Source organism: Clostridium sp. AF34-10BH (assembly GCF_003478095.1).
In the GTDB taxonomy this organism is placed as follows: domain Bacteria; phylum Bacillota; class Clostridia; order Lachnospirales; family Lachnospiraceae; genus Acetatifactor; species Acetatifactor acetigignens.
The window spans coordinates 13,325-33,206 of the sequence record NZ_QUEC01000025.1 but is presented as its reverse complement, the minus strand read 5'-3'; the positions used below and the strand labels follow the sequence as shown (position 1 = coordinate 33,206).

12 protein-coding genes and 1 riboswitch are annotated in these 19,882 nt (G+C 46.8%); of the genes, 3 read left to right on the top strand and 9 right to left on the bottom strand.

Translation table 11 applies throughout. From position 1 onward, the window contains the following. Window positions 1-4 precede the first annotated feature (4 nt). From DWZ61_RS14725 to DWZ61_RS14715, 3 genes are all read right to left on the bottom strand, one after another. Window positions 5-919, bottom strand: a complete 915-nt coding sequence (locus DWZ61_RS14725) for a sugar ABC transporter permease (RefSeq protein ID WP_022312876.1) — start codon at window positions 917-919, stop codon at window positions 5-7. A gap of 232 nt (window positions 920-1,151) precedes the next feature. Then, window positions 1,152-2,567: a carbohydrate ABC transporter substrate-binding protein gene (locus DWZ61_RS14720; protein ID WP_117466379.1), complete on the bottom strand. Its 1,416-nt coding sequence runs from the start codon at window positions 2,565-2,567 to the stop codon at window positions 1,152-1,154. A 99-nt stretch (window positions 2,568-2,666) separates the two neighbouring features. Beyond that, on the bottom strand, window positions 2,667-3,689 hold the full coding sequence (locus DWZ61_RS14715; protein ID WP_117466398.1) for a LacI family DNA-binding transcriptional regulator: 1,023 nt from the start codon (window positions 3,687-3,689) through the stop codon (window positions 2,667-2,669). 491 nt (window positions 3,690-4,180) lie between these two features. On the opposite strand from DWZ61_RS14715, the gene DWZ61_RS14710 reads away from it, so the two are divergent. Then, window positions 4,181-6,616, top strand: coding sequence for a glycosyl transferase (locus tag DWZ61_RS14710; RefSeq protein WP_118539396.1), 2,436 nt, complete (start codon window positions 4,181-4,183; stop codon window positions 6,614-6,616). Window positions 6,617-6,905: 289 nt separating this feature from the next. On the opposite strand, the gene DWZ61_RS14705 is transcribed toward DWZ61_RS14710, so the two are convergent. Beyond that, window positions 6,906-8,120, bottom strand: coding sequence for a cation:proton antiporter (locus DWZ61_RS14705; RefSeq protein WP_118539394.1), 1,215 nt, complete (start codon window positions 8,118-8,120; stop codon window positions 6,906-6,908). A gap of 68 nt (window positions 8,121-8,188) precedes the next feature. Next, window positions 8,189-8,285, bottom strand: a riboswitch (Fluoride riboswitch). A 72-nt stretch (window positions 8,286-8,357) separates the two neighbouring features. Further along, on the bottom strand, window positions 8,358-9,311 hold the full coding sequence (locus tag DWZ61_RS14700; RefSeq protein WP_118539393.1) for a DUF3298 domain-containing protein: 954 nt from the start codon (window positions 9,309-9,311) through the stop codon (window positions 8,358-8,360). A 190-nt stretch (window positions 9,312-9,501) separates the two neighbouring features. Between DWZ61_RS14700 and DWZ61_RS14695 the strand changes: the two genes are divergently transcribed. Next, window positions 9,502-10,491 carry a 2-hydroxyacid dehydrogenase gene (locus tag DWZ61_RS14695; RefSeq protein WP_118504952.1) on the top strand — a complete coding sequence of 330 codons (990 nt, stop codon included), beginning with the start codon at window positions 9,502-9,504 and terminating at the stop codon, window positions 10,489-10,491. A gap of 128 nt (window positions 10,492-10,619) precedes the next feature. On the opposite strand, the gene DWZ61_RS14690 is transcribed toward DWZ61_RS14695, so the two are convergent. After that, on the bottom strand, window positions 10,620-15,047 hold the full coding sequence (locus DWZ61_RS14690; RefSeq protein WP_182427113.1) for a LysM peptidoglycan-binding domain-containing protein: 4,428 nt from the start codon (window positions 15,045-15,047) through the stop codon (window positions 10,620-10,622). A 399-nt stretch (window positions 15,048-15,446) separates the two neighbouring features. Between DWZ61_RS14690 and DWZ61_RS14685 the strand changes: the two genes are divergently transcribed. Then, window positions 15,447-16,493 carry an ATP-binding protein gene (locus DWZ61_RS14685; RefSeq protein ID WP_118539389.1) on the top strand — a complete coding sequence of 349 codons (1,047 nt, stop codon included), beginning with the start codon at window positions 15,447-15,449 and terminating at the stop codon, window positions 16,491-16,493. A 16-nt stretch (window positions 16,494-16,509) separates the two neighbouring features. On the opposite strand, the gene DWZ61_RS14680 is transcribed toward DWZ61_RS14685, so the two are convergent. From DWZ61_RS14680 to malQ, 3 genes are read right to left on the bottom strand one after another with little or no spacing between them, the layout of a single operon-like run. After that, window positions 16,510-17,253 carry an anaerobic ribonucleoside-triphosphate reductase activating protein gene (locus tag DWZ61_RS14680; protein WP_118539387.1) on the bottom strand — a complete coding sequence of 248 codons (744 nt, stop codon included), beginning with the start codon at window positions 17,251-17,253 and terminating at the stop codon, window positions 16,510-16,512. 3 nt (window positions 17,254-17,256) lie between these two features. Then, on the bottom strand, window positions 17,257-18,291 hold the full coding sequence (locus DWZ61_RS14675; protein WP_118539385.1) for a LacI family DNA-binding transcriptional regulator: 1,035 nt from the start codon (window positions 18,289-18,291) through the stop codon (window positions 17,257-17,259). 29 nt (window positions 18,292-18,320) lie between these two features. Beyond that, window positions 18,321-19,814 (bottom strand): 4-alpha-glucanotransferase, encoded by a 1,494-nt coding sequence (gene malQ / locus DWZ61_RS14670; protein WP_117466387.1) that lies wholly within the window; start codon window positions 19,812-19,814, stop codon window positions 18,321-18,323. Between the last annotated feature and the right edge of the window lie 68 nt (window positions 19,815-19,882).

Here is a 19,882-nt window from a genome sequence, read left to right as displayed (position 1 = left end):
CCTCCTACTTATCCTGTTTGCCGTTCGAGAACTTAAATACGATCAAGCTCAGGATACCTGTGATAATGAACAACATTACAGACAACGCACCACTCATTCCGTAGTTCTTACTGTACAAATGGTTGTTCAGGTACATGATCAGGGTCATGCTGGATCTCATAGGATCGCCCTTACCGTTGGTCAGAATCTGAGGTACATCGAACATCTGCAGACCACCGATCAGGGATGTGATCATTACGTAGATCAGAATCGGCTTCAACAAAGGTAATGTGATCTTGAAGAATACCTGGGTAGAGGTTGCTCCGTCTACCTCGGCTGCCTCGAAGAGGGAAGTATCGATACCCATCATACCTGCCATCAGGAGGATCGTTGTATTACCAAACCACATCAGGAAGTTCATCAATGCTACCAGACCTCTGGTACTCCATACGTTTGTAAGGAACTGATATGGCTCTTTTAAGACTCCAATCTGCATCAGCATTTCATTGATAGGACCACCATCAGAGAACAGCGTGAAGAACAACATTGCAAATGCGGAAGCCATGATCAGGTTCGGCAGATAGATAACTGTCTTGAAGAATCTCTGTCCCTTTAATCTAAGGCTGGGATCCGAGAACCATGCACCCAGAAGCAGAGATATGATGATCTGCGGTACAAATCCCAGTACCCACATGATCAATGTATTCTTGGTGTACATCCACAGGTCCGGATTGGACAACATCTTTGCATAGTTACCAAATCCGATGAAATTCGGTCCGATCTGTGTCAGTCCGGAACGGTAATTCTCAAAAAAGCTGTAATAAAATGTCCGGAACAACGGGATCAACTGGAATAATACATACACTGCCACAAAGGGGATCAGGAAAATATAACCCCACTTATTATAGCGTACCACCTTTCCGCGTTTTACCTTTGCCATAATGATTCCTCCCTTTTGCCGTCATACTCTCTTAGCGACTTTACGTTTTTTCGTGCCATCTTTTTTCCGATAAGGCTCGCAGCAGCTCTCTTCTTTTTGTTCTTAATTATCTTCTTCCGAAAAAAGCTTCTGCCAACCGGGAATTTTGAGAGAAAAACCGTGCCTACCTGACCAGCCAGGCAGGCACGGTTCTCAATTCCTTATTGTTTCGCTATTCGCTTATCGTTTCAGATTAGTGAGTAAGCTCAGGATACTTCTCTTCAACACCCTTGTAGAACAGATCCAGTGCATCATCCAGAGAAGCCTTGCCATCGAAGTAGTTCTTCATAGCATGCTGGAACTCTTCGTTACATCCCTGATCATATGCAGACAGGTTGCTCAGATCGATCTTCTCAGCGCCTGCGCAGAACATAGCCAGAGGGTTCTGTCCGCCCAGTACCTTGCTCTGATAAGAGGTATCTGCTGCCATAGCTTCCATAGCGGGTTTGTTGTTTACGAAATCATCATCAGCTACAACGATCTCTTTCATGATGTCTTCATCAGCGGTCATCTTAAGGATGATATCCTTAACCAGAGAAGCGTTGTCAGTTCCGGTAGCGCCGCAGATCCAAGTACCGCCCCAGAAGAAGCCCTGAGGTCCTTCAGTAGCGCCCCAGCCACCCTGGTTTGCGATAGATCCATCGGTATCAGCTGCCATGGAGAAGTTGATCAACCAAGCGGGTCCAAAGTAGCAGAATACTTTGCCATCGGGATAGAAGCCTTTGCTCCAGTCATCAGACCACAGGTCGAAGGTACCGGTTTCCTTAGCGTCAACCATCTTCTTGGAGTCATCAACCCACTTCATCAGGTTGTCATCGATTACGATCTTGCCATCCTGTACCCATTTACCGGATACGTTGTTGGAGTATACACGATAAGTATCGTTTACGGAAGATACCATGTTGTAACCGCCTGCTTTCATCTTCTCAGCGGTTGCGGTAAAGGTATCCCAATCAGATACAGACTTCTGAACCTCTGCAGGATCATCGGTTCCCAGAACAGCCTTAGCAGCTTCACGGTTGTAGATCAGAACGCCGGGGCAGCCCTGCCATGAAACACCCTTCAGATTGCCGTTGGAGTCGGTAACAACATCCTTGGTGTACTGATACTGGTTAGCCAGATCTGCATCGGTGATGCCCAGATCCTTAACAGGCATTGTGTAGTCGGTATCAACATATTTCAATGCGTAGTCAGCCTCAATCAGGAACAGGTCGATCTTGTCATCAGCTGCTGCATCAGCCTGCTTTAACAGTGTTTCATCCAGATTGTTCTGATAAGCGTTGTCATCAGAAGGAGTGATGTTCCACTTTACAGTGATGTCACCGATCTTACCGGTGGTTCCGTCTACTTCTTCATATCCGGGATAATGATCTGTCAGACGGCTTTTGAACTCCTCGTTCCAGCAGTAGATGTTGAAGACTTTGCCTTCTTCTGCTGCTGCAGGCTCTGCTGCCTCGGTGGATGCAGGCGCCTCGGTCTTAGCTTCGGTGGAAGCTGCGGGTGCCGCATCGGTGGATGCTGCAGGAGCTTCATTGCTGCTGCCACAACCTACCAGCATGCTGGCAAGCATAGCAGTTGTAAGTAAAGCACTAAGTACTTTTTTCTTCATGTTTGTTTCCTCCCATTTTTTGTTGAATGTTTGTTGTAAGTGTTTGTTGCATTTATATTCATATGTCGGCGGTTGCGTCGCTTCCATATAAATGCCTGATTAATTGTCTGTCGGAATTCTGGCCACCGACTTGCCTTCAGCAACTTTCCCGGGTACGATGACCTGTTCTATGATGGTGGTCTTGGGTCTCTCAATGAGACTGATCAGTTCTCTGGCTGCCAGGCATCCGATCTGTTCTGTGTCCTGTTGGACTGTGGTCAGTCTGGGCTCCAACTGCCTTGCTGCCTGTATGCCATCATAGCCTGCTACCGAGATATCTTCAGGGATCTGTAATCCTCTCTGTCTGATAGCGTTGATGCCTCCGAAAGAAGCAAAGTCATCCGGATAGATGATGCATGTCGGCGGATCCGGCAGATCCAGCAGTTCGTTGGTGACCCGGTAGGTGGTCGTCGTATCTCTGTAGGCTGCTTCCCGAATGTACTCATCCGGGATTTCCAGTCCCAGGCGTTCTGCCGTCCGGTAGAAGCTGGATAATCGTCCCGAGGTAACTGCCGACATCGCTCCGTGGATATAAGCGATCTTCCGATGGCCTCTGCTGTAGATGTACTCTAACAGCTCCTTCATGCCTGTCACATTGTCCGACATGATTGCGATACGATTATTAAACAGATAGTCGATGGTGACCACCGGGATGGAACTCTGTACTAATTCGATGACTTCGGGATCCCCGAAATCAATACAGGCGAGCACCACTCCGTCGAAGCCTCTGTACCTGCTGTGTTCCAGGTAGGACATCCGATCCGGCCGGTTCTTGCAGCTATTAATGAATGTAATGTCGTAACCGCTTTTCTCTGCCGTCCTCTTGAAACTGTCCAGTACACTGGAAAAGTAATCATGAGTAAGACCGCTTCTGGCCTCGTCTGCAAAGAGAACTCCGATGCCGTAGGTCCGGTTCGTCTTCAAAGCTCTTGCGGAAAGGTTCGGGGAATAACCCATCTCCTTTGCTACCCGTCTGATATTTGCTTTTGTTTCTTCTCCAATGTCCTTGTGGTCGTTCAATGCCTTGCTGACAGTTGCAACGGAGACTCCACAAATCTTGGAAATGTCTTTCAGTGATGCCATATCTTTCTCCTGTTCCATGTCTTCGTCATTCCGTCCGACCTGTTTTGTAACTTAATCGTTTTCGTAGTTTTAATATATAACACCTTTGAGCATTTTGCAATACTTTTTTGCAGTTTTTTTCAAAAAAGTATTCACTTTGTCTATAATTAACAATTTCAGATAGGCTGTTTTGTACATTTGGCTTGTACATAGATTGTGTTTCTTCTATATAAAGGCAAAGTGTGCGATAACGTTTGCTATTATTTTGTTTCGTAAAACCGGTGTTTCGAAGGTTCTTTCATTTTGTATCTTCTGCCCATGTTTCCCCACTGTTTTTGTATACATTGCGCATTTTACGGGCTTTTTCAAGATTCGTATTGCATTTTTCCATTTGCTTCTGTATAATACAAATCAGAAATCCGGAGAACTTAATCGTTTACTTAACATTAAGCACTCCGCAGCGAAAAAACAAACACTCAACATACAACAACATGAAAGAAGGAGATTTTCTTATGAAGTATGGTCATTTTGATGATGTGCATCAGGAATATGTCATCACCACTCCCAAGACTCCGCTTCCCTGGATCAACTACCTGGGCTGCAATGAGTTTTTCAGTCTGATATCCAACACCTGCGGCGGATATACTTTCTATAAAGATGCAAAGCTGCTGCGTCTGACCCGTTATCGTTATAATAACGTACCGGCCGACATCAACGGTAAATATCTGTACATTAAGGACGGGGACACCGTATGGAACCCTGGCTGGCAGCCCACGAAGACCGAGCTGGATTCTTACGAGTGCCGTCACGGTATCGGTTACAGCCGATTCACCTCTTCCAAGAACGGTGTCAAGGCTTCCGTGCTCTCCTTCGTTCCTCTGAACGATAATTGTGAGATCTCCCAGCTGACCCTGACCAACGGTAGCTCCGAGGACAAGAAGCTGTCCGTATTCTCTTATGTAGAGTGGTGTCTGTGGAACGCTGACGATGATATGAAGAACTTCCAGCGTAACTTAAGCACCGGTGAGGTCGAGGTACAGGATTCCACCATTTATCACAAGACCGAGTACCGTGAGCGTCGTAATCATTATGCGATCTATTCCGTAAATACGAAGATTGATGGTTTCGATACCAGCAGAGATGCTTTCCTGGGTGCTTACAGGGGGGCTGATTCTCCCGAAGCTGTAGAGAACGGCAAGTGCACGAATTCCATGGCAAGCGGCTGGTCTCCCATCGCTTCCCATCAGATCAACGTGGATCTGGCAGCCGGTGAGACCAAGACCTTTATCTTCGTTCTGGGCTACATCGAGAACCCCGAAGACGAGAAATGGGAATCCTACGGTGTGATCAACAAGACCCGTGCCAAAGAAATGCTGGCAAAATACCAGACCGATGCACAGGTAGATGAGGCTTTTGCAGCATTACAGGCTTACTGGAAACAGCTGCTGGCACGCTACACGGTAGATTCCGCTGACGAGAAAGTCAACCGTATGGTCAACACCTGGAACCAGTATCAGTGTATGGTTACTTTCAACATGTCCCGTTCCGCTTCCTATTACGAATCCGGAATCGGCCGTGGTATGGGTTTCCGTGATTCCTGTCAGGATCTGCTCGGTTTCGTACATCTGATTCCGGACCGTGCAAGAGAGCGTATCATTGATATCGCTTCCACCCAGTTCCAGGACGGCAGTGCTTACCATCAGTACCAGCCTCTGACCAAGAAAGGCAACTCCGATATCGGCAGTGGCTTCAATGATGATCCTCTGTGGCTCATTGCAGGTACCAGTGCTTATGTAAGAGAGACCGGCGATACCTCCATCCTGACCCAGATGGTTCCTTTTGACAACGATATGAGCGTAGCTGCTCCTCTGATGGATCACTTAAAACGCTCCTTAGACTATATCATCAACCACAAAGGCCCTCACAATCTGCCTCTGATCGGCCGTGCTGACTGGAATGACTGTCTGAACCTGAACTGCTTCTCCGCTCATCCCGGAGAATCTTTTCAGACCTTCGGTCCCAGTGAAGGACCCGTTGCAGAATCCGTATTCATTGCCGGTATGTTCGTAAAATACGGCGAAGAATATGCTCAGCTGTGCGAGCTGATGGGTGACGATACCGAAGCAGCCCGCGCACGTAAGGAAGTACAGGCAATGTACGATGCGATCCTGAAGGATGGTTGGGACGGCGATTGGTTCGTACGTGCTTACGATGCTTACAGCCACAAAGTAGGTTCCAGGGAATGCCGCGAAGGTCAGATCTACATCGAGCCTCAAGGCTTCTGCGTACTGGCCGGTGTCGGTGTGAAGGAAGGACTTGCCGAAAAGGCATTGAATTCTGTAAAAGAGAGACTGGATACCAAGTATGGTGTCATGATCTTACAACCTGCATACACGGAGTATCACCTCGAACTTGGTGAAGTATCCTCTTATCCCCCCGGATATAAGGAGAATGCCGGTATCTTCTGCCACAACAATCCCTGGGTATCCATCGCAGAGACCGTTCTGGGCAGAGGTGACAGAGCTTTCGAGATCTACCGCAAGACCTGTCCCGCATACATTGAGGATATCAGTGAGATCCATCGTACCGAGCCTTATGTATATTCCCAGATGGTAGCCGGTAAGGATGCAAAATTCCACGGCGAGGCAAAGAACAGCTGGCTGACCGGTACTGCTGCATGGACTTTCGTAAATATCTCCCAATACATACTGGGTGTATATCCCACTCATCAGGGATTGTCCGTAGATCCTTGTATTCCCAAGGGCTTCGGTGATTTCTCCATCACCCGTAAGTTCCGTGAGGGCACCTATCACATTCAGGTAAAGAACCCTCAGAACGTGGAAAAGGGTGTCGTATCCATGACCGTGGACGGCAAGGCAGTAGACGGACACATCATTCCTTACGAAAAGGGCAAGGAAGCATACGATGTAGTCATTACCATGGGTTAACAGTTCTAATAAACATAGTTTAAAACGATTTCTATCCTCCTTAAAACCCCGGCAGTTGTTGTAGCTGCCGGGGTTTTGCATTGGATATTCGTAGTTTGCGCTACAACATCTACACCATAAGGACAAGCAGGCCGTAAGCAGACGTCGGTACTTATTGACCGTATTGGGGTCAATTATGTACCGCTACGTTCTGCGCCAGAGCGAGAGCGTGCCTGCGGTTCTTATGGTGTAGATGTTGTGGACGTTTTTGCGGCTTCCTTCCGGGACTCGATCACGTGCCGGATGGCTGTCAAATGATATTATTTTCTCCATTTTTCTGAAGCAGCTTCCGGTATGTGGCATCCATTCCCAGTGCTCCCAGCGGGGCTGTGATAAGGATGGCCAGCACAGCCACGGACAGAACGATCTTGCCGCAGGGCAATCCCATGGCCAGGGGCGTGGAACCGATGGCGGCCTGCACCGTAGCCTTCGGTAAATAAGCGATCATGCAGAACAGACGCTCCTTCTTATTCAGATTCGTTCCTAACAGGCACAGTGTCACACCAATGGAGCGGAATATCAATGCCAACAGGATCATTCCTATGGCTGCCAGTCCAGCTTCCATAGTATAGCGGATATCCACTGCCGCGCCCACCAGCACGAACAGCACTACCTCCGCTGCCAGCCACAGCTTGCCGAACTTCTCAGACAATCTGCCGGTCACTTCTTTCGGTGCCCGCATTTTCAATGCGCAGGCCATGCTCACTACTGCCAACAGTCCGGAAAAGGCCACGGTTCCCTTTAACAGCGTTTCCAAAGCCATTAATAAGAAGGACAAACCCATGATGATAATAACTTTCATGCTGTTGCGCACATAACTGCCCTTTCGGTACAACAGTTCAAAAAGCTGCCCCAGTAGCCAACCCACCAATGCACCGAACAACACACCCGTCAGGATCGATACCGGGATATTCACAAAATCCAGGGCATTGACCTGTCCACCCTGTGCCATTCCAACAAAAGTGGAAAACAATACTATGACATAGATGTCATCACAGGAAGCCCCAGCCAGAATCATCTGCGGAATGCTTTTCTCCGTACCATAGCTGTTCTCCATGAGATGCACCATCCGTGGCACCACCACTGCCGGTGACACTGCTGCCAGAACTGCTCCCATAACTGCCGCATCCACGCGGCTGATGTTAAGGATCATGGGCGCAAATATCACAAAAGCCAACAGTTCGCAAGTGGCAGGAACACAAGCCAGCATGACTGCGGAGCGGCCCACTTTTTTCAGATCCTTCAGATCCAATGATAATCCGGCCTTCAATAAAATGATGATCAGCGCGATCTTCCGCAGTTCTGATGAGATATTCAGGATTGACACATCCAGCAGATCCAACACATAAGGCCCCAGAATAATACCCGTAAGCAGCATCCCGATAATACGGGGCAGGTGAATCCTCTGGCAGACCGCCGCCATGAGTAATCCCAGTAAAAAGATCAGTCCCAGTGATGTAAGCATAAAAATTCCTCCGTTTTCTCGCAGCAGGACATTTTGAATTTCAACAAAAAAGGCTGGTGTCCCCTGCATATTCTGCAGAAGTCATCAGCCAAATCGAATTCGTATGTTCAAATTCCGGCGGTTCGAAGCCTGTGCTTCCGGGAGAACCTCATTCCCGATGTTCTTATTATATACACGGTGCCCGCCCATGTAAAGGCCCATATTTTGCAAATATACCCGCCAGCATCCTGTACTCCATTAAAAAATATCTGCTGTGAGATCATCCCCGAAGTCTGCTGCCGGAATCTCAAAGTCAACAATTCCAACTGCATAGGACTGTAATACATACTGGCCGGATTCAAATACAAAGCCATCCTCTGTAATGTAGAATGTAGGGTCTGCGGGGCCATTATCCGTACCTGCAATGTCTGGCCCATAAATTTCCTGATAGATAGCATTCAAATCTTCCGTACCATCCAACACCACCAGTTTGATACTCTTCTCGTAATCGTTAAAGAAGCAGTCCTCCTTTGCCTGCATTTCCGCTGCCTTTGCTGTCACCAGTTCCAGTGCTTTGTCGCGGAATCCGCTCCCCAGACTGTCAAAAGTAATTCTCTCTCCGGTCTGCGTATAATAGTTCATATAGTACAAGGTATACCATCCATGAGCCCCCTGATCATACCCTTCCAGCCCCCACGACAGGCTGATCACCTTATCATCCGCGCGGATCACACGGAAAGTAAGATCCTCATAGCTCTGCTCATACACCGGCATATCCTCATAAAGTGTACCAAACTCCCCGTTCTCGATTCCTTCTACAAAACTGTCTACATATTCATCCAGCTCTTTCTGAATCTTCATCTGCACCGTCTCATTGCCCGGAATCGTCACTGTAACTGTTGGATAGTAATAGGTATAACTTCTGGTCTTGTCTTCGGGATCACTGCTACCCTCGTGATCCTCTGTGGTAAACTGCACCCATTCACTTCCCTGTATTTCACTCTGGCCTTCTGTCGGTTCCGTCTGTGTGGGCACTTCCGAAGTCTCCTCAGTCCCGGCCGTCGTCTCTTCCGTCGTCTGACCGCTCTGTGTCTCCTTGATGCTGTCTATAACTGTCTCCATCTCCGGATCCGTCACCATCTCCCGGTTTCCGCAAGATGTAAAACCTAACAGTGCTCCTGCAAATACTGCTGCAAAAAATATTTTTTTCATAATCCTCGCCTCCTGATGCCAGTATATCTGCCGATTGCATCATATCTGCATCATTTTTATAATTTTTCTCGATTTCACTTTTTAAATATGATAGACAATTCCCATATTTTGAGCTATAGTAAAGCCAAATCTAAGTATGATTAAAAATAACAATACACATACTATAAAAATCAACCCGAGGAGGACTGTTATGAAAATATTATTTTATGATACCAAAAGCTATGATAAAGAATCTTTCGAGGCAACTCTGAAAAAATTTCCCGGCATCCAGATTGATTACATCCGGTCGGATCTGGATCCCCGTACTGCTGCTCTGGCTGACGGCTTCGATGCCGTCTGTGCTTTCGTCAGCTCCAATGTGAGCGAAGCCACATTAAAAATTCTCCACGAAAAAGGTGTCCGCCTGGTCCTGCTGCGTTGCGCAGGATACAACAACGTGGATCTGGAAAAGGCAGCTGCATATGACATATGTGTCATGCGTGTCCCCGGTTATTCTCCGGAAGCTGTCGCAGAGCATGCCATGGCTCTGGCTCTGGCCTGCAACCGCCGCTTATACAAAGCCTATAACAAGGTCCGGGAAAATGATTTCAGCCTCGCCGGACTCATGGGCTTCAATTTCTATGGTAAGATTGCCGGAATCATCGGAACCGGCCGGATCGGTGCAGCTATGTGCCGGATCTGTAACGGTTTCGGCATGAAAGTCATCGCCTACGATGTCTACGAGAACCCGGATCTGAAAGATTTCGTCACCTATGTGACCTTAGACGAATTACTGGCGCAAAGTGATCTGATCTCCCTTCACTGCCCGCTGATGGATTCCACCTACCACCTGATCCAGCTTGACACCATCAAGAAAATGAAGGATGGCGTCATTCTGGTAAACACTTCCCGGGGTGCTCTGGTCAAGACCGAGGATCTTATCGAGGGCATCCGCCTGCACAAGTTCGCCGGGGTCGGTCTGGATGTCTATGAAGAAGAGACGAAAAACGTCTTCGAGGATCGTTCCGATGAGATTCTGGAGCATTCTACCACTGCAAGGCTTTTGTCCTTCCCCAATGTCATGATCACATCCCATCAGGGATTTTTCACAAAAGAAGCACTGGAAGCCATTGCAGAGACTACCTTGCAGAATGCTCTGGATTTCGAAAGTGGAAAGAAGAGCCCCAATCAGGTGCAATAAAATATTTCCAATCGAGTAGGCTGACTCATCGTATACACAAAAAACGGATGGTCCTCCCAAGCCATCCGTTTTCTCGTTTTTCAGTTTCCCGTCTTGTCCTTTTTCTCTATCTCTTACAGTTTTTACGATCAGTCCAGATTCAGTTTCTGACCAACTCTGATCACATTCTGGTTTGTAATCTGTACATTTCTGCGAAGCAACTGTGCCAGAGTCATGTGATTTTTCTTAGCGATCCTGGAAAGCGTATCACCACTCTTTACCGTATAACCGCCCTCTGTATACCAGATGCTCTCGGAAGGTCTGCGGTCAGTAACAGTTACCAGATAATTGCCGCCGCGCTTCAATGCGAACATGGACTGTCCGGTGGAAGTTACGGTAAAGGATCCGCAATACTCCAGGCGTCCCTTCTCTGTATTATAGCGATACAGGTTTGCACTCTTGCCGGAATTGTCCTTGCCTACATTTACATGAATGTTGACATTCACTCCGAAGCTGCCGGTATCTCTGATACCCAGCTGTCTGTTCACGGTTCCGGACTTTGCGGATACCACATTTGCCGGGATTGTGTTGCTCGTCTGGTCTACTGTCAGATCAATATTCTGAATCTTTGACAGATCTTTATTCTTCAGATCCTGTCCACTGATGCTCAGTGCCACACCGTTTCCGCTGTGGAATGCCACCGTCAGCTTCGTACCTTTAATGGTATTCAGTACATTCTGAGGCACCTTGACTTCACCGCTGCATACAAAGTTCATGTTGACACTTGCAATAGCAGGATTTTTCATCATCTCTGCCACCTTATCCTGTACAGAGTTGCTTACATCCGTCCAGTCTACTGCAGGTGCTGCAGAGGAACCGCTGTTGTCATCATCATCGTCATCATCGTTGTTCACCACATCTGCCGCTACCGTAAATACAGCAGAAGGGGTTCCGGTCATTCTGGCTCCAACACCTTCCGGTACTGCGGAAGTCACTGCCAGGAAACCGTTCATATTGATGGTACCGTCCGTATTTCTGCGAATGCCTCCGTGGATTGCACTGTTCATATCCATGTTCTGGAACCATTCTGCTGTAGCTGCTATTCCTTCACTGTTGGTAGAGTTTTCGCCTCTCCAATAATAGTTCATTGCATTTTCGTAGGCACTGGTCTCCTGAGTTCCTTTCGGTTTGAACTGTTCTGCAACCGTCTGCCCTGCTGCATTGCTGCTATCCTTAAAGGACAGGATTCCTTTTGCCATAAATGCAGTATTCTTTGCGTCATTTGTATAGAATGCCACGTTAAAGGACTCATTGTTATAACTGGTAGAAGAATATGCCTCAATATCCGGACAGCTGTTGGAATCAATACCCTTTGCCTTATTGCCGAATGATACACTGTTGCGCAAAATATGATGTCCGCTGATGCTGGAACCACCCATCTTAAAACCGTTACCGTTACCGGCATCTACTTCCTGTCCGTTCTCATCCAGTACATAACCGTTCTTGAATGCCACGCAGTTCTGAATGACCACCTGACCGATAGCTCCGGTCTCTATCTTGGCGAACAGATCCCAACCGTCATCGGCATTGTATGCTGCAATACATCCATCAAATACATTACCCTCACCAATCGTCAGCTTAGCTGCAAATCCGTCTGCATCCTCATATCCCGCATCTGCGTTCAGATATGAAGTACAGTTCAGGATCAGGTTATAGGAAGGCCAGTCGCTTCTTCCGTCTGTGCTCTTGTAACGGCTGATCTGAATACCAGTATTGCCATTTCTATATGCCATAATATCATCCAGTGTATTGTGACTGCCGGATACCTGAATACCCTTGAGGGAATTAGCAGAACCTGTTACATCAAATCCCTGGAAATACCAGTAATCACCTGCCAGGATCATACCTGCACATTTTCTCTGGAAATTCAGTACCGGACGAGAAGTGCTGTCCGGATCGGCAATCATATAGATTCTGGCATCTGTAGTTCCACTGACACCTCTGTCTATCGTCACCGTCTTATCCAGTGCATAAGTACCGCCCTTCAACACGATCATCTGGCCCGGAGCCACGCTCTTCACTGCGGTATAAATATCCACAGGATCACTGTTGGTACCGCTTCCCGTACTTCTTCCCTCAGGAGCAGCATAAATAACCGTTCTACCCTTTACATTATAATTTACTGTAAAGTCAAATGTTACTGTATCATAGCTACTCAACAGAGAATACTCTGAAGGTCTGTAATCCGCATTCGGGGTAAACTCTACATGGAAAACGTTGCTTCCGCTTTTCAGTGTCGTATGGGTATATACCTTGGTATTTGCCTTTACACCCGCATCTGACAATACGGTTTCATTGTCACTGTTGGTAATTTTCAATGTTCCGTCCGCATTGCCGTAATATACCAGTTCGTAATCCGCACTGTTGGCTACAGAAGCAGAATCAATCGTATAATTCGGTGTTACATAAGTGACCGGTCTGGATTCTGCCGGAGCATCTTTGGCCGGATCGATTGTTGTCAGCACTGCATTGGCAACGCTGATGGTTGCAGTTCTGGAAGCGAAGAAACCTACATAGATGTTCTCTGCATCCAATCTGGTCAGTTCGTCTCCGTCTTTGCCGTGATAGTATTTATTGGTTACGGTCTCACCGGTTTCCACATTGGTATAGCTCAGGAAATAACCGGTATTGTTTCTCTGCAAAATCATGTGGAAAGTGGTCTGCACGTTCAGATCCGTAATATCCTTCACAGCTTCTGCAGAATTGGTATATTTGCCTACTATGTTATAAGTTCCCGCGCCGTTTCCGCTGTTTGCAGCACTGGTCTCCAGAGTAGTCATGGTAGACCGGAAGCCCTGATCTGTAGGACTGTCGTTCATATTTTCCGGTGTTACACCTATTTTTTCCTGGGAACCGATACCAAGTTTCATGGTGTATTTGTCTCCGGCATCAGATACCTTGCCTTCTGTGGCATCCCAGAGATATTCCACCTTTGTAGCACTCAGCATATAGGAATTGTTCCAGAAAATACCGGAATCTCCATTCTCACCCACACGGTCAGCTGCCATAAGGCCAAAGCCTTCCTGTCCGTTGGTGTATGTCCATTCGTCCACCGTAATATCTGCAGATAACGTAAAGTTCTCTGTTGCCGGATCAATCGTGGTGTAGTAGAATGCCAGACCATCCGTTGAAGCTGCTACCAGCTTTCCTTTGCTGTTCTTCTCCCAGATCTTCAAATCACCTGTATCCAGGCTTCCACTATAACCGTTATTCGCTGTTTTGTTGTCAACGCCCTGACCAAATGCTGCAAAATTCCAGGTTTTCACTGCATCTTCAGTGATTGTCAGTTTTACTTCCGCCGGAGTGGATACATTTTCTCCTCTGACTGCAGCTACCTGAAATGTATATTCCTGACCTACCGTCAATCCTTCGATCGTCTGAGCCAATGCAGTCACTCCTTCTTCAACAACCGTGCCGTCCACAGATACCTTGTAGCTTTCTGCTTCGGCAACTGCCTGCCAGGTCAGTTTCACATTGCCGTGTCCCTTATTCTCAGCATTTAAGCCCTTCGGCGTTGCCATAGGTAATACAAATTCTATTGCTGTTGTCTTATTACTTGCTTTTGTATTCTCGCCTTCTCCTATCAGTTTTGCTTCAAAGCTGTAAGTGCCGGACGCTGCAGGCTGGAACTCTGCATTTCCAGAGGTTCCCTGTGCAGTAACGGATTTTGTCTCCACCGCATTACCATCAGCATCATACATCGTCACTTCCAAAGATTTTGCATAGATTCCACCGATCTGTGCAGTGTACGGAACGGTGATGGTTCCGTCCTTGACAAAAGGTGTTCCCAGAACGGGAGCTGCTATGTCATCCCAGCTTACGGAAGATCTGTAATCTACGGTCAGAGCATAGATCATAATCTTACTACCACTTGCATATAAATAATAAGTGCCCCCTTTTTCCACCTCATAAGTTTTGGCAATCAGGTCTGCTCCCGCCTTAAAGGTCTCAATCCCTTGGGGCTTGCCATCTACATCCTGCAAAAAATAAATATCTTTGCCTTTTGCTTTAAATACAACTTTGATTCTGCCATCTTTTTCCGCCTCCAGTTTTACTGCAGCACCACTGGTAGGAATTTTTCCTTTGTTCGGGTTAGGCGAATTATCTCCCTGTACACATCCTGTATACTTTACCCCATCTAAACTAGCTGAACCAGATTTAAAACTCATAGTTTCAAGTACAGAAATTCCGCCATCATACGTTGTTCCTGCTGTCAGACCCTTGCTCAGATCCAATTCATACAGGTCTTTTTCCGTTCCACTCTGCACAGCAGCCATTGCTGCATTCGCATCCTGTGTTGTCGAAGCTGCCGCAATACCTTTTTCCTCTCCCAACACTTCTCTGGCTGTTTCCGCATTTCCGTCAGAAACCGTCTCACTTACCTGTTCTACCACAGGTTCCGTTTCCTCTGCCTGTACAGAGATGGGGCTGATTCCCATTCCCGACAGCACCATGGCTCCCGCAAGAAGCAATGCCATCAGTCGTTTTCTCTCTTTTCTTCCTCTCCTGCCTAACATTCCCATACCTCCACTTAGCATGTGTTATAAACGATTATATTTGTAAGCTCTTACAACACTATGTACTATATATTAGCACTATCGCTTCACATTAGTAAACCATTTTTGTGTATTTTGAATATTTTTGGAAGTTATTCATATATTTTTTGAGTAATTTTTAGCTAATATTTTTGTGCAACATTTATTTTTTATAAAATATGCACATTTTCTCATGAAATGTCTATTTAGGAAGAGTAAGCGTTTACATTTTCCTTCTGCATTCATTTCCCATAGCCGCAATATCTCTTGCCAAAAGTTATATAAACTTATATAATAATTACAAAGTTATATACACTTATATAAAGTTATATAAGATTTTAAAAGTTATATAAACTAATATAAGAAAAGGAGGTTTTCATTATGAGTACCAATCCGTTTACGTTATCTTTTGGAAAAAAACCGTTGCAATATATCTCCCGTCTCACGGAAACAAACCAAATTCTGGAAAGCTTTTGTGCCGAGATTCCATCCAATCAGATCTACATGATCACCGGTGTCCGTGGCTCTGGCAAGACTGTAATGATGACAAATATTGCTTCGGAATTACGAAAAAGAGAAGACTGGATCGTTGTGGAACTGAATCCTACCAGAGATTTACTGCAAAGTCTTGCTGCAAAAATCTACAGCATTCCCGAATTACACACGCTGTTCATTAATGCAAAACTTGACTTTTCTGCTTTTGGTCTGGGAGTATCCATTGAAAACGCTGCTCCGGTCACGGATATCGAAAACGCTCTGGAACTCATGTTGAAATATATCCAGAAAAGTGAAAAAAGGTTGCTGATCAGCGTTGATGAAGTGACGAATTCCGAATATATCCGAATCTTTGCAAGCTCCTTTCAGATTTTTTTACGAAACGACTATCCCATCTTTTTACTGATGACGGGATTATATGAAAATATTTATAATCTTCAAAATGATAAAGTACTGACCTTTTTATACCGTGCACCCAAATTAATCCTGGAGCCACTCAATTATACCGCTATCCGCAAACAATATATGGATATCTTTTCTCTGGATATAGATGCTGCCGGAGAACTGGCTTCACTGACCAAAGGCTATCCTTTTGCCTTTCAGGTACTTGGTTATCTCTACTGGGAAAATCGCGATAAAAAGACTTTGGAACAGATTTTGCCGGAATATGACCAATATCTGGATGAATATGTATACAGTAAAATATGGTCGGAATTATCCGATCTGGATAAAAAAATCGTAACTGAAATGTCTCTCAGCGGAGAGACTCAGGTAAAAGCTCTCCGTGAGCGATTAGATATGAAATCTGAACTTTTCTCTGTCTATCGTGAGCGTTTAAAGAGAAAAGGTGTCATTATTTCCAAAGAATACGGGAAAGTCACGCTGGCCTTACCTCGCTTTGATGAGTTTGTAAAAATACAACAGCTTATGTAGCTGGGAGGCACAGCGTCTATTCCACGCCCCGCAGGATAACTTTCCCCACATATTTCCGGGCCAGTTCCTCCATCTGTTCCAGTTCCTCTCTGGAAAATGCGCCGAACAGATCTACTCCGCCCGGTTTCACATCGTCACATTCCGCTGTCTGTATCATCCGGTACAGGCAGTTTTCATTCTCTTCGTAATTCTGAAGATAATACGCAGGGCATCCCGCAATCCATTTACCGATTTTCTCAAATTCCGCCACGGTATGAATTCCCTTTACCACGGTAGTGCGGAATTCATAGGGGATGCCACTGCTTTTCAGGATGCCGATACTCTCCTCGATGCGGGAGATATCTATATGCGGCAGTCCCGCCGCCCGGGCATAATTATCCCTGGAAGCCTTAATATCCATCGCCACATAATCAATCAGGTGCTCCTGCAACAATTCCCACAATACCCCCGGCATATACCCGTTGGTATCCAGCTTAATGGGATACTCCAGCTCCTTGATCTTTTGCAGGAACGCCCGAAGGTCCCGCTGCAGGGTCGGCTCTCCTCCGGTGACGCAGACGCCCTGGAGAATCCCCTGCCTTTTTTTCAGGTAAGAGAGTACTTCTTCCTCCGGAATGAGCGGCTGGCAGCCGGGATCCAGCACCAGTTCCCCGTTGTGACAAAACGGACAGCGAAAATTGCAGCCCCCTGTAAAAACAGTGGCTGCAATATGTTCCGGATAATCTAATAAAGTTGTCTTGTTAAAACCATGTATCTGCATAGTCTAAGTCCTCGGCATAGTGGAATCCCGCACCACCAGTTCTCCGTCGAACACGCAGTGCTGGTGCTTCGCCTTTTTCCCAATGATGTCGAACAGGATCCGGGCCGTCTCTCTCGCCATGCTGTCTATTGGCTGCTTTAAAGTCGTCAATGACGGGATAACATATTTCCCGATTTCCACACCATCAAAGCCTGCCAGAGAAATATCCTCCGGCACCTTGTATCCGGCATCAGACAAGGCTTTCCCGGCACCGATCGCCAGCATATCGGAGATTGCGAAGATCGCCGTGCACGGAATCTGCTTCTCCAGGAATTCCTTCGTCACCATATAGCCATTCTCCAGGGAGTAATCTTCCAAATCACTCCTCATAGGCAGGATCAGTTCTTCTCTTACTTCTATTCCGTTATCCTTCAACGCCTTTTTATAGCCCTCCAGACGCAGCTTACCGATGGAAGCATCCGTTTTGCGGGCACAGAGGATTGCAATATCCTTATGTCCGTTCTTGCACAGATAGTCCACCATCTTGTAGCTTTCCTTGGTATCATCCACCGCTACGGAGGAATAGGTGTTGCGGCTGAAGCCCTTGGGTAGCATTCCCGTGGTACTTAAGATAAACGGCACATGAAGCTGTGCCAGCTTTTCCTCACTGTGCACCAGATAACCGCCGAGGAAGATAATGCCGCGAAGTCTTTTTTCCTTGACCAGCTTCAGTGCCACTTCCACTTCGTCCTCGTCATAGTCTACATGCTGCAATACCATGGCGTAAGATTTTTCCTTGATCTCTTCTTCCAATACCTTGATCATCTGGCTGAAGAAAGAGTTGTTAATACCTTTGACCAGTACTGCAATTGCCTTGGCATCCTGACGTTTCAGGTTTCTGGCACTGTTGTTGGGTACGTAGTTATTCTCTTTGATCACCCGCATGATCATTTTCTTGGTCTCAGGATTGATGTCCGGGTGGTTATTTATGGCACGGGATACCGTGCTGACACCGACACCGCAGATTCTTGCGATGTCTTTGATCGTGATTTCCTCCATGGAGCGCAAACCTTTCCAAGCCTACAGACCTATCTGCCGTACAGCTTCGTCATACTGCGGATCCGTCCTGCAAGCTCCTTTGTAAAATCTCCGTTCCCCATTCTCCACTTCCAGTTGATGCCCAGTGTGGAAGGAATGTTGATGCGGGCCTCCGATCCCAGTCCAAGATAATCCTGCATGGGAATGATCGCCAGATCCGCTACGCTGGACATTGCGGCACGCACAAATTCCCAGGGAAGCTGCTCTCTGGGAATCGGCTCTCCGTCCGCATTTTTCAGACGCAGATAGTCGTCACAGAGCTTTTTGTCAGCTCCCTTCAAGGTGTCATACCACCCCATCACAGTATCATTATCATGAGTTCCCGTATATACCACGCAATTATGTGTATAATTATGCGGCAGATAATCACTTTCCTCACGGGAATCAAATGCAAACTGCAAAATTTTCATACCTGGATAACCGGATTTCTTCACTAATTCTATCACAGATGGTGTTAAAAAGCCAAGATCTTCTGCAATAACTTCTTTTTCTCCCAATTTTTCCTTCATGGAACGGAAAATATCATATCCCGGGCCATGTTCCCAGTGGCCGTGCTCCGCAGTGGGTTCCCCATAGGGAATCGCATAATAAGCATCGAATCCACGAAAATGATCGATACGTACCACATCATAGCGTTCAAAGCAGGCTGCCAGCCGCTGCATCCACCAGGCATAACCGGTCTCCTTGTGATGTTCCCAGTTATACAGAGGATTGCCCCACAGCTGTCCGGTGGCGGAAAACGCATCGGGAGGGCATCCCGCCACTGCTACCGGCTCACAATTCTCATCGAACTGGAACAGCTCCGGATTCGCCCAGGCATCTGAGCTGTCAAATGCCACATAAATGGGAATATCCCCAATAATCTTGATGCCGTTATCGTTGGCATAGGTCTTTAGTTTCTCCCACTGTACCTGGAACAGATACTGCTGGAACTGGTAAAACATAATCTCTTTCGCATATTTTCTGCGATATTTGTCCATGGCAGCCGGGGTTCTTAGCTTGATATCCTCTTCCCAGGCAGCCCAGCAGATGCCGCGGAAGCCATCCTTGATGGCCATATAAAGTGCATAATCCTCCAGCCAGTACGCATTCTTCTGTACAAACTCCTGAAATCTCGCATCTTCTTCAATATGACTGTTATCAAACGCTTCCTTCAACAGGCGGAAACGGCTCTTATAGATTTTGCCGTAATCCACGGAATGGATATCCGTGCCGAAGTCATAGGTATTGCACTGCTCTGCGGTCACATAGCCTCTCGCCACCAGATCCTCGGGATCAATAAAGTAGGGATTACCCGCAAAAGTGGAAAAAGACTGGTACGGAGAATCTCCATAGCTAGTGGGTCCTAATGGCAGAATCTGCCAGTAGGCCTGACCGGCTTCTTTTAATCTGTCAATAAATTTATATGCTTCTTTGGAAAAGCAGCCGATCCCGTAGCGGGACGGCAGGCTGCTCACCGGCAGTAATATTCCGCTTTTTCTCATATTAAATAACCACATCTTTCCGTAACCCGCAAACTTTGAGCCGCAGGCACAAATTTGCGTGCGAAAAA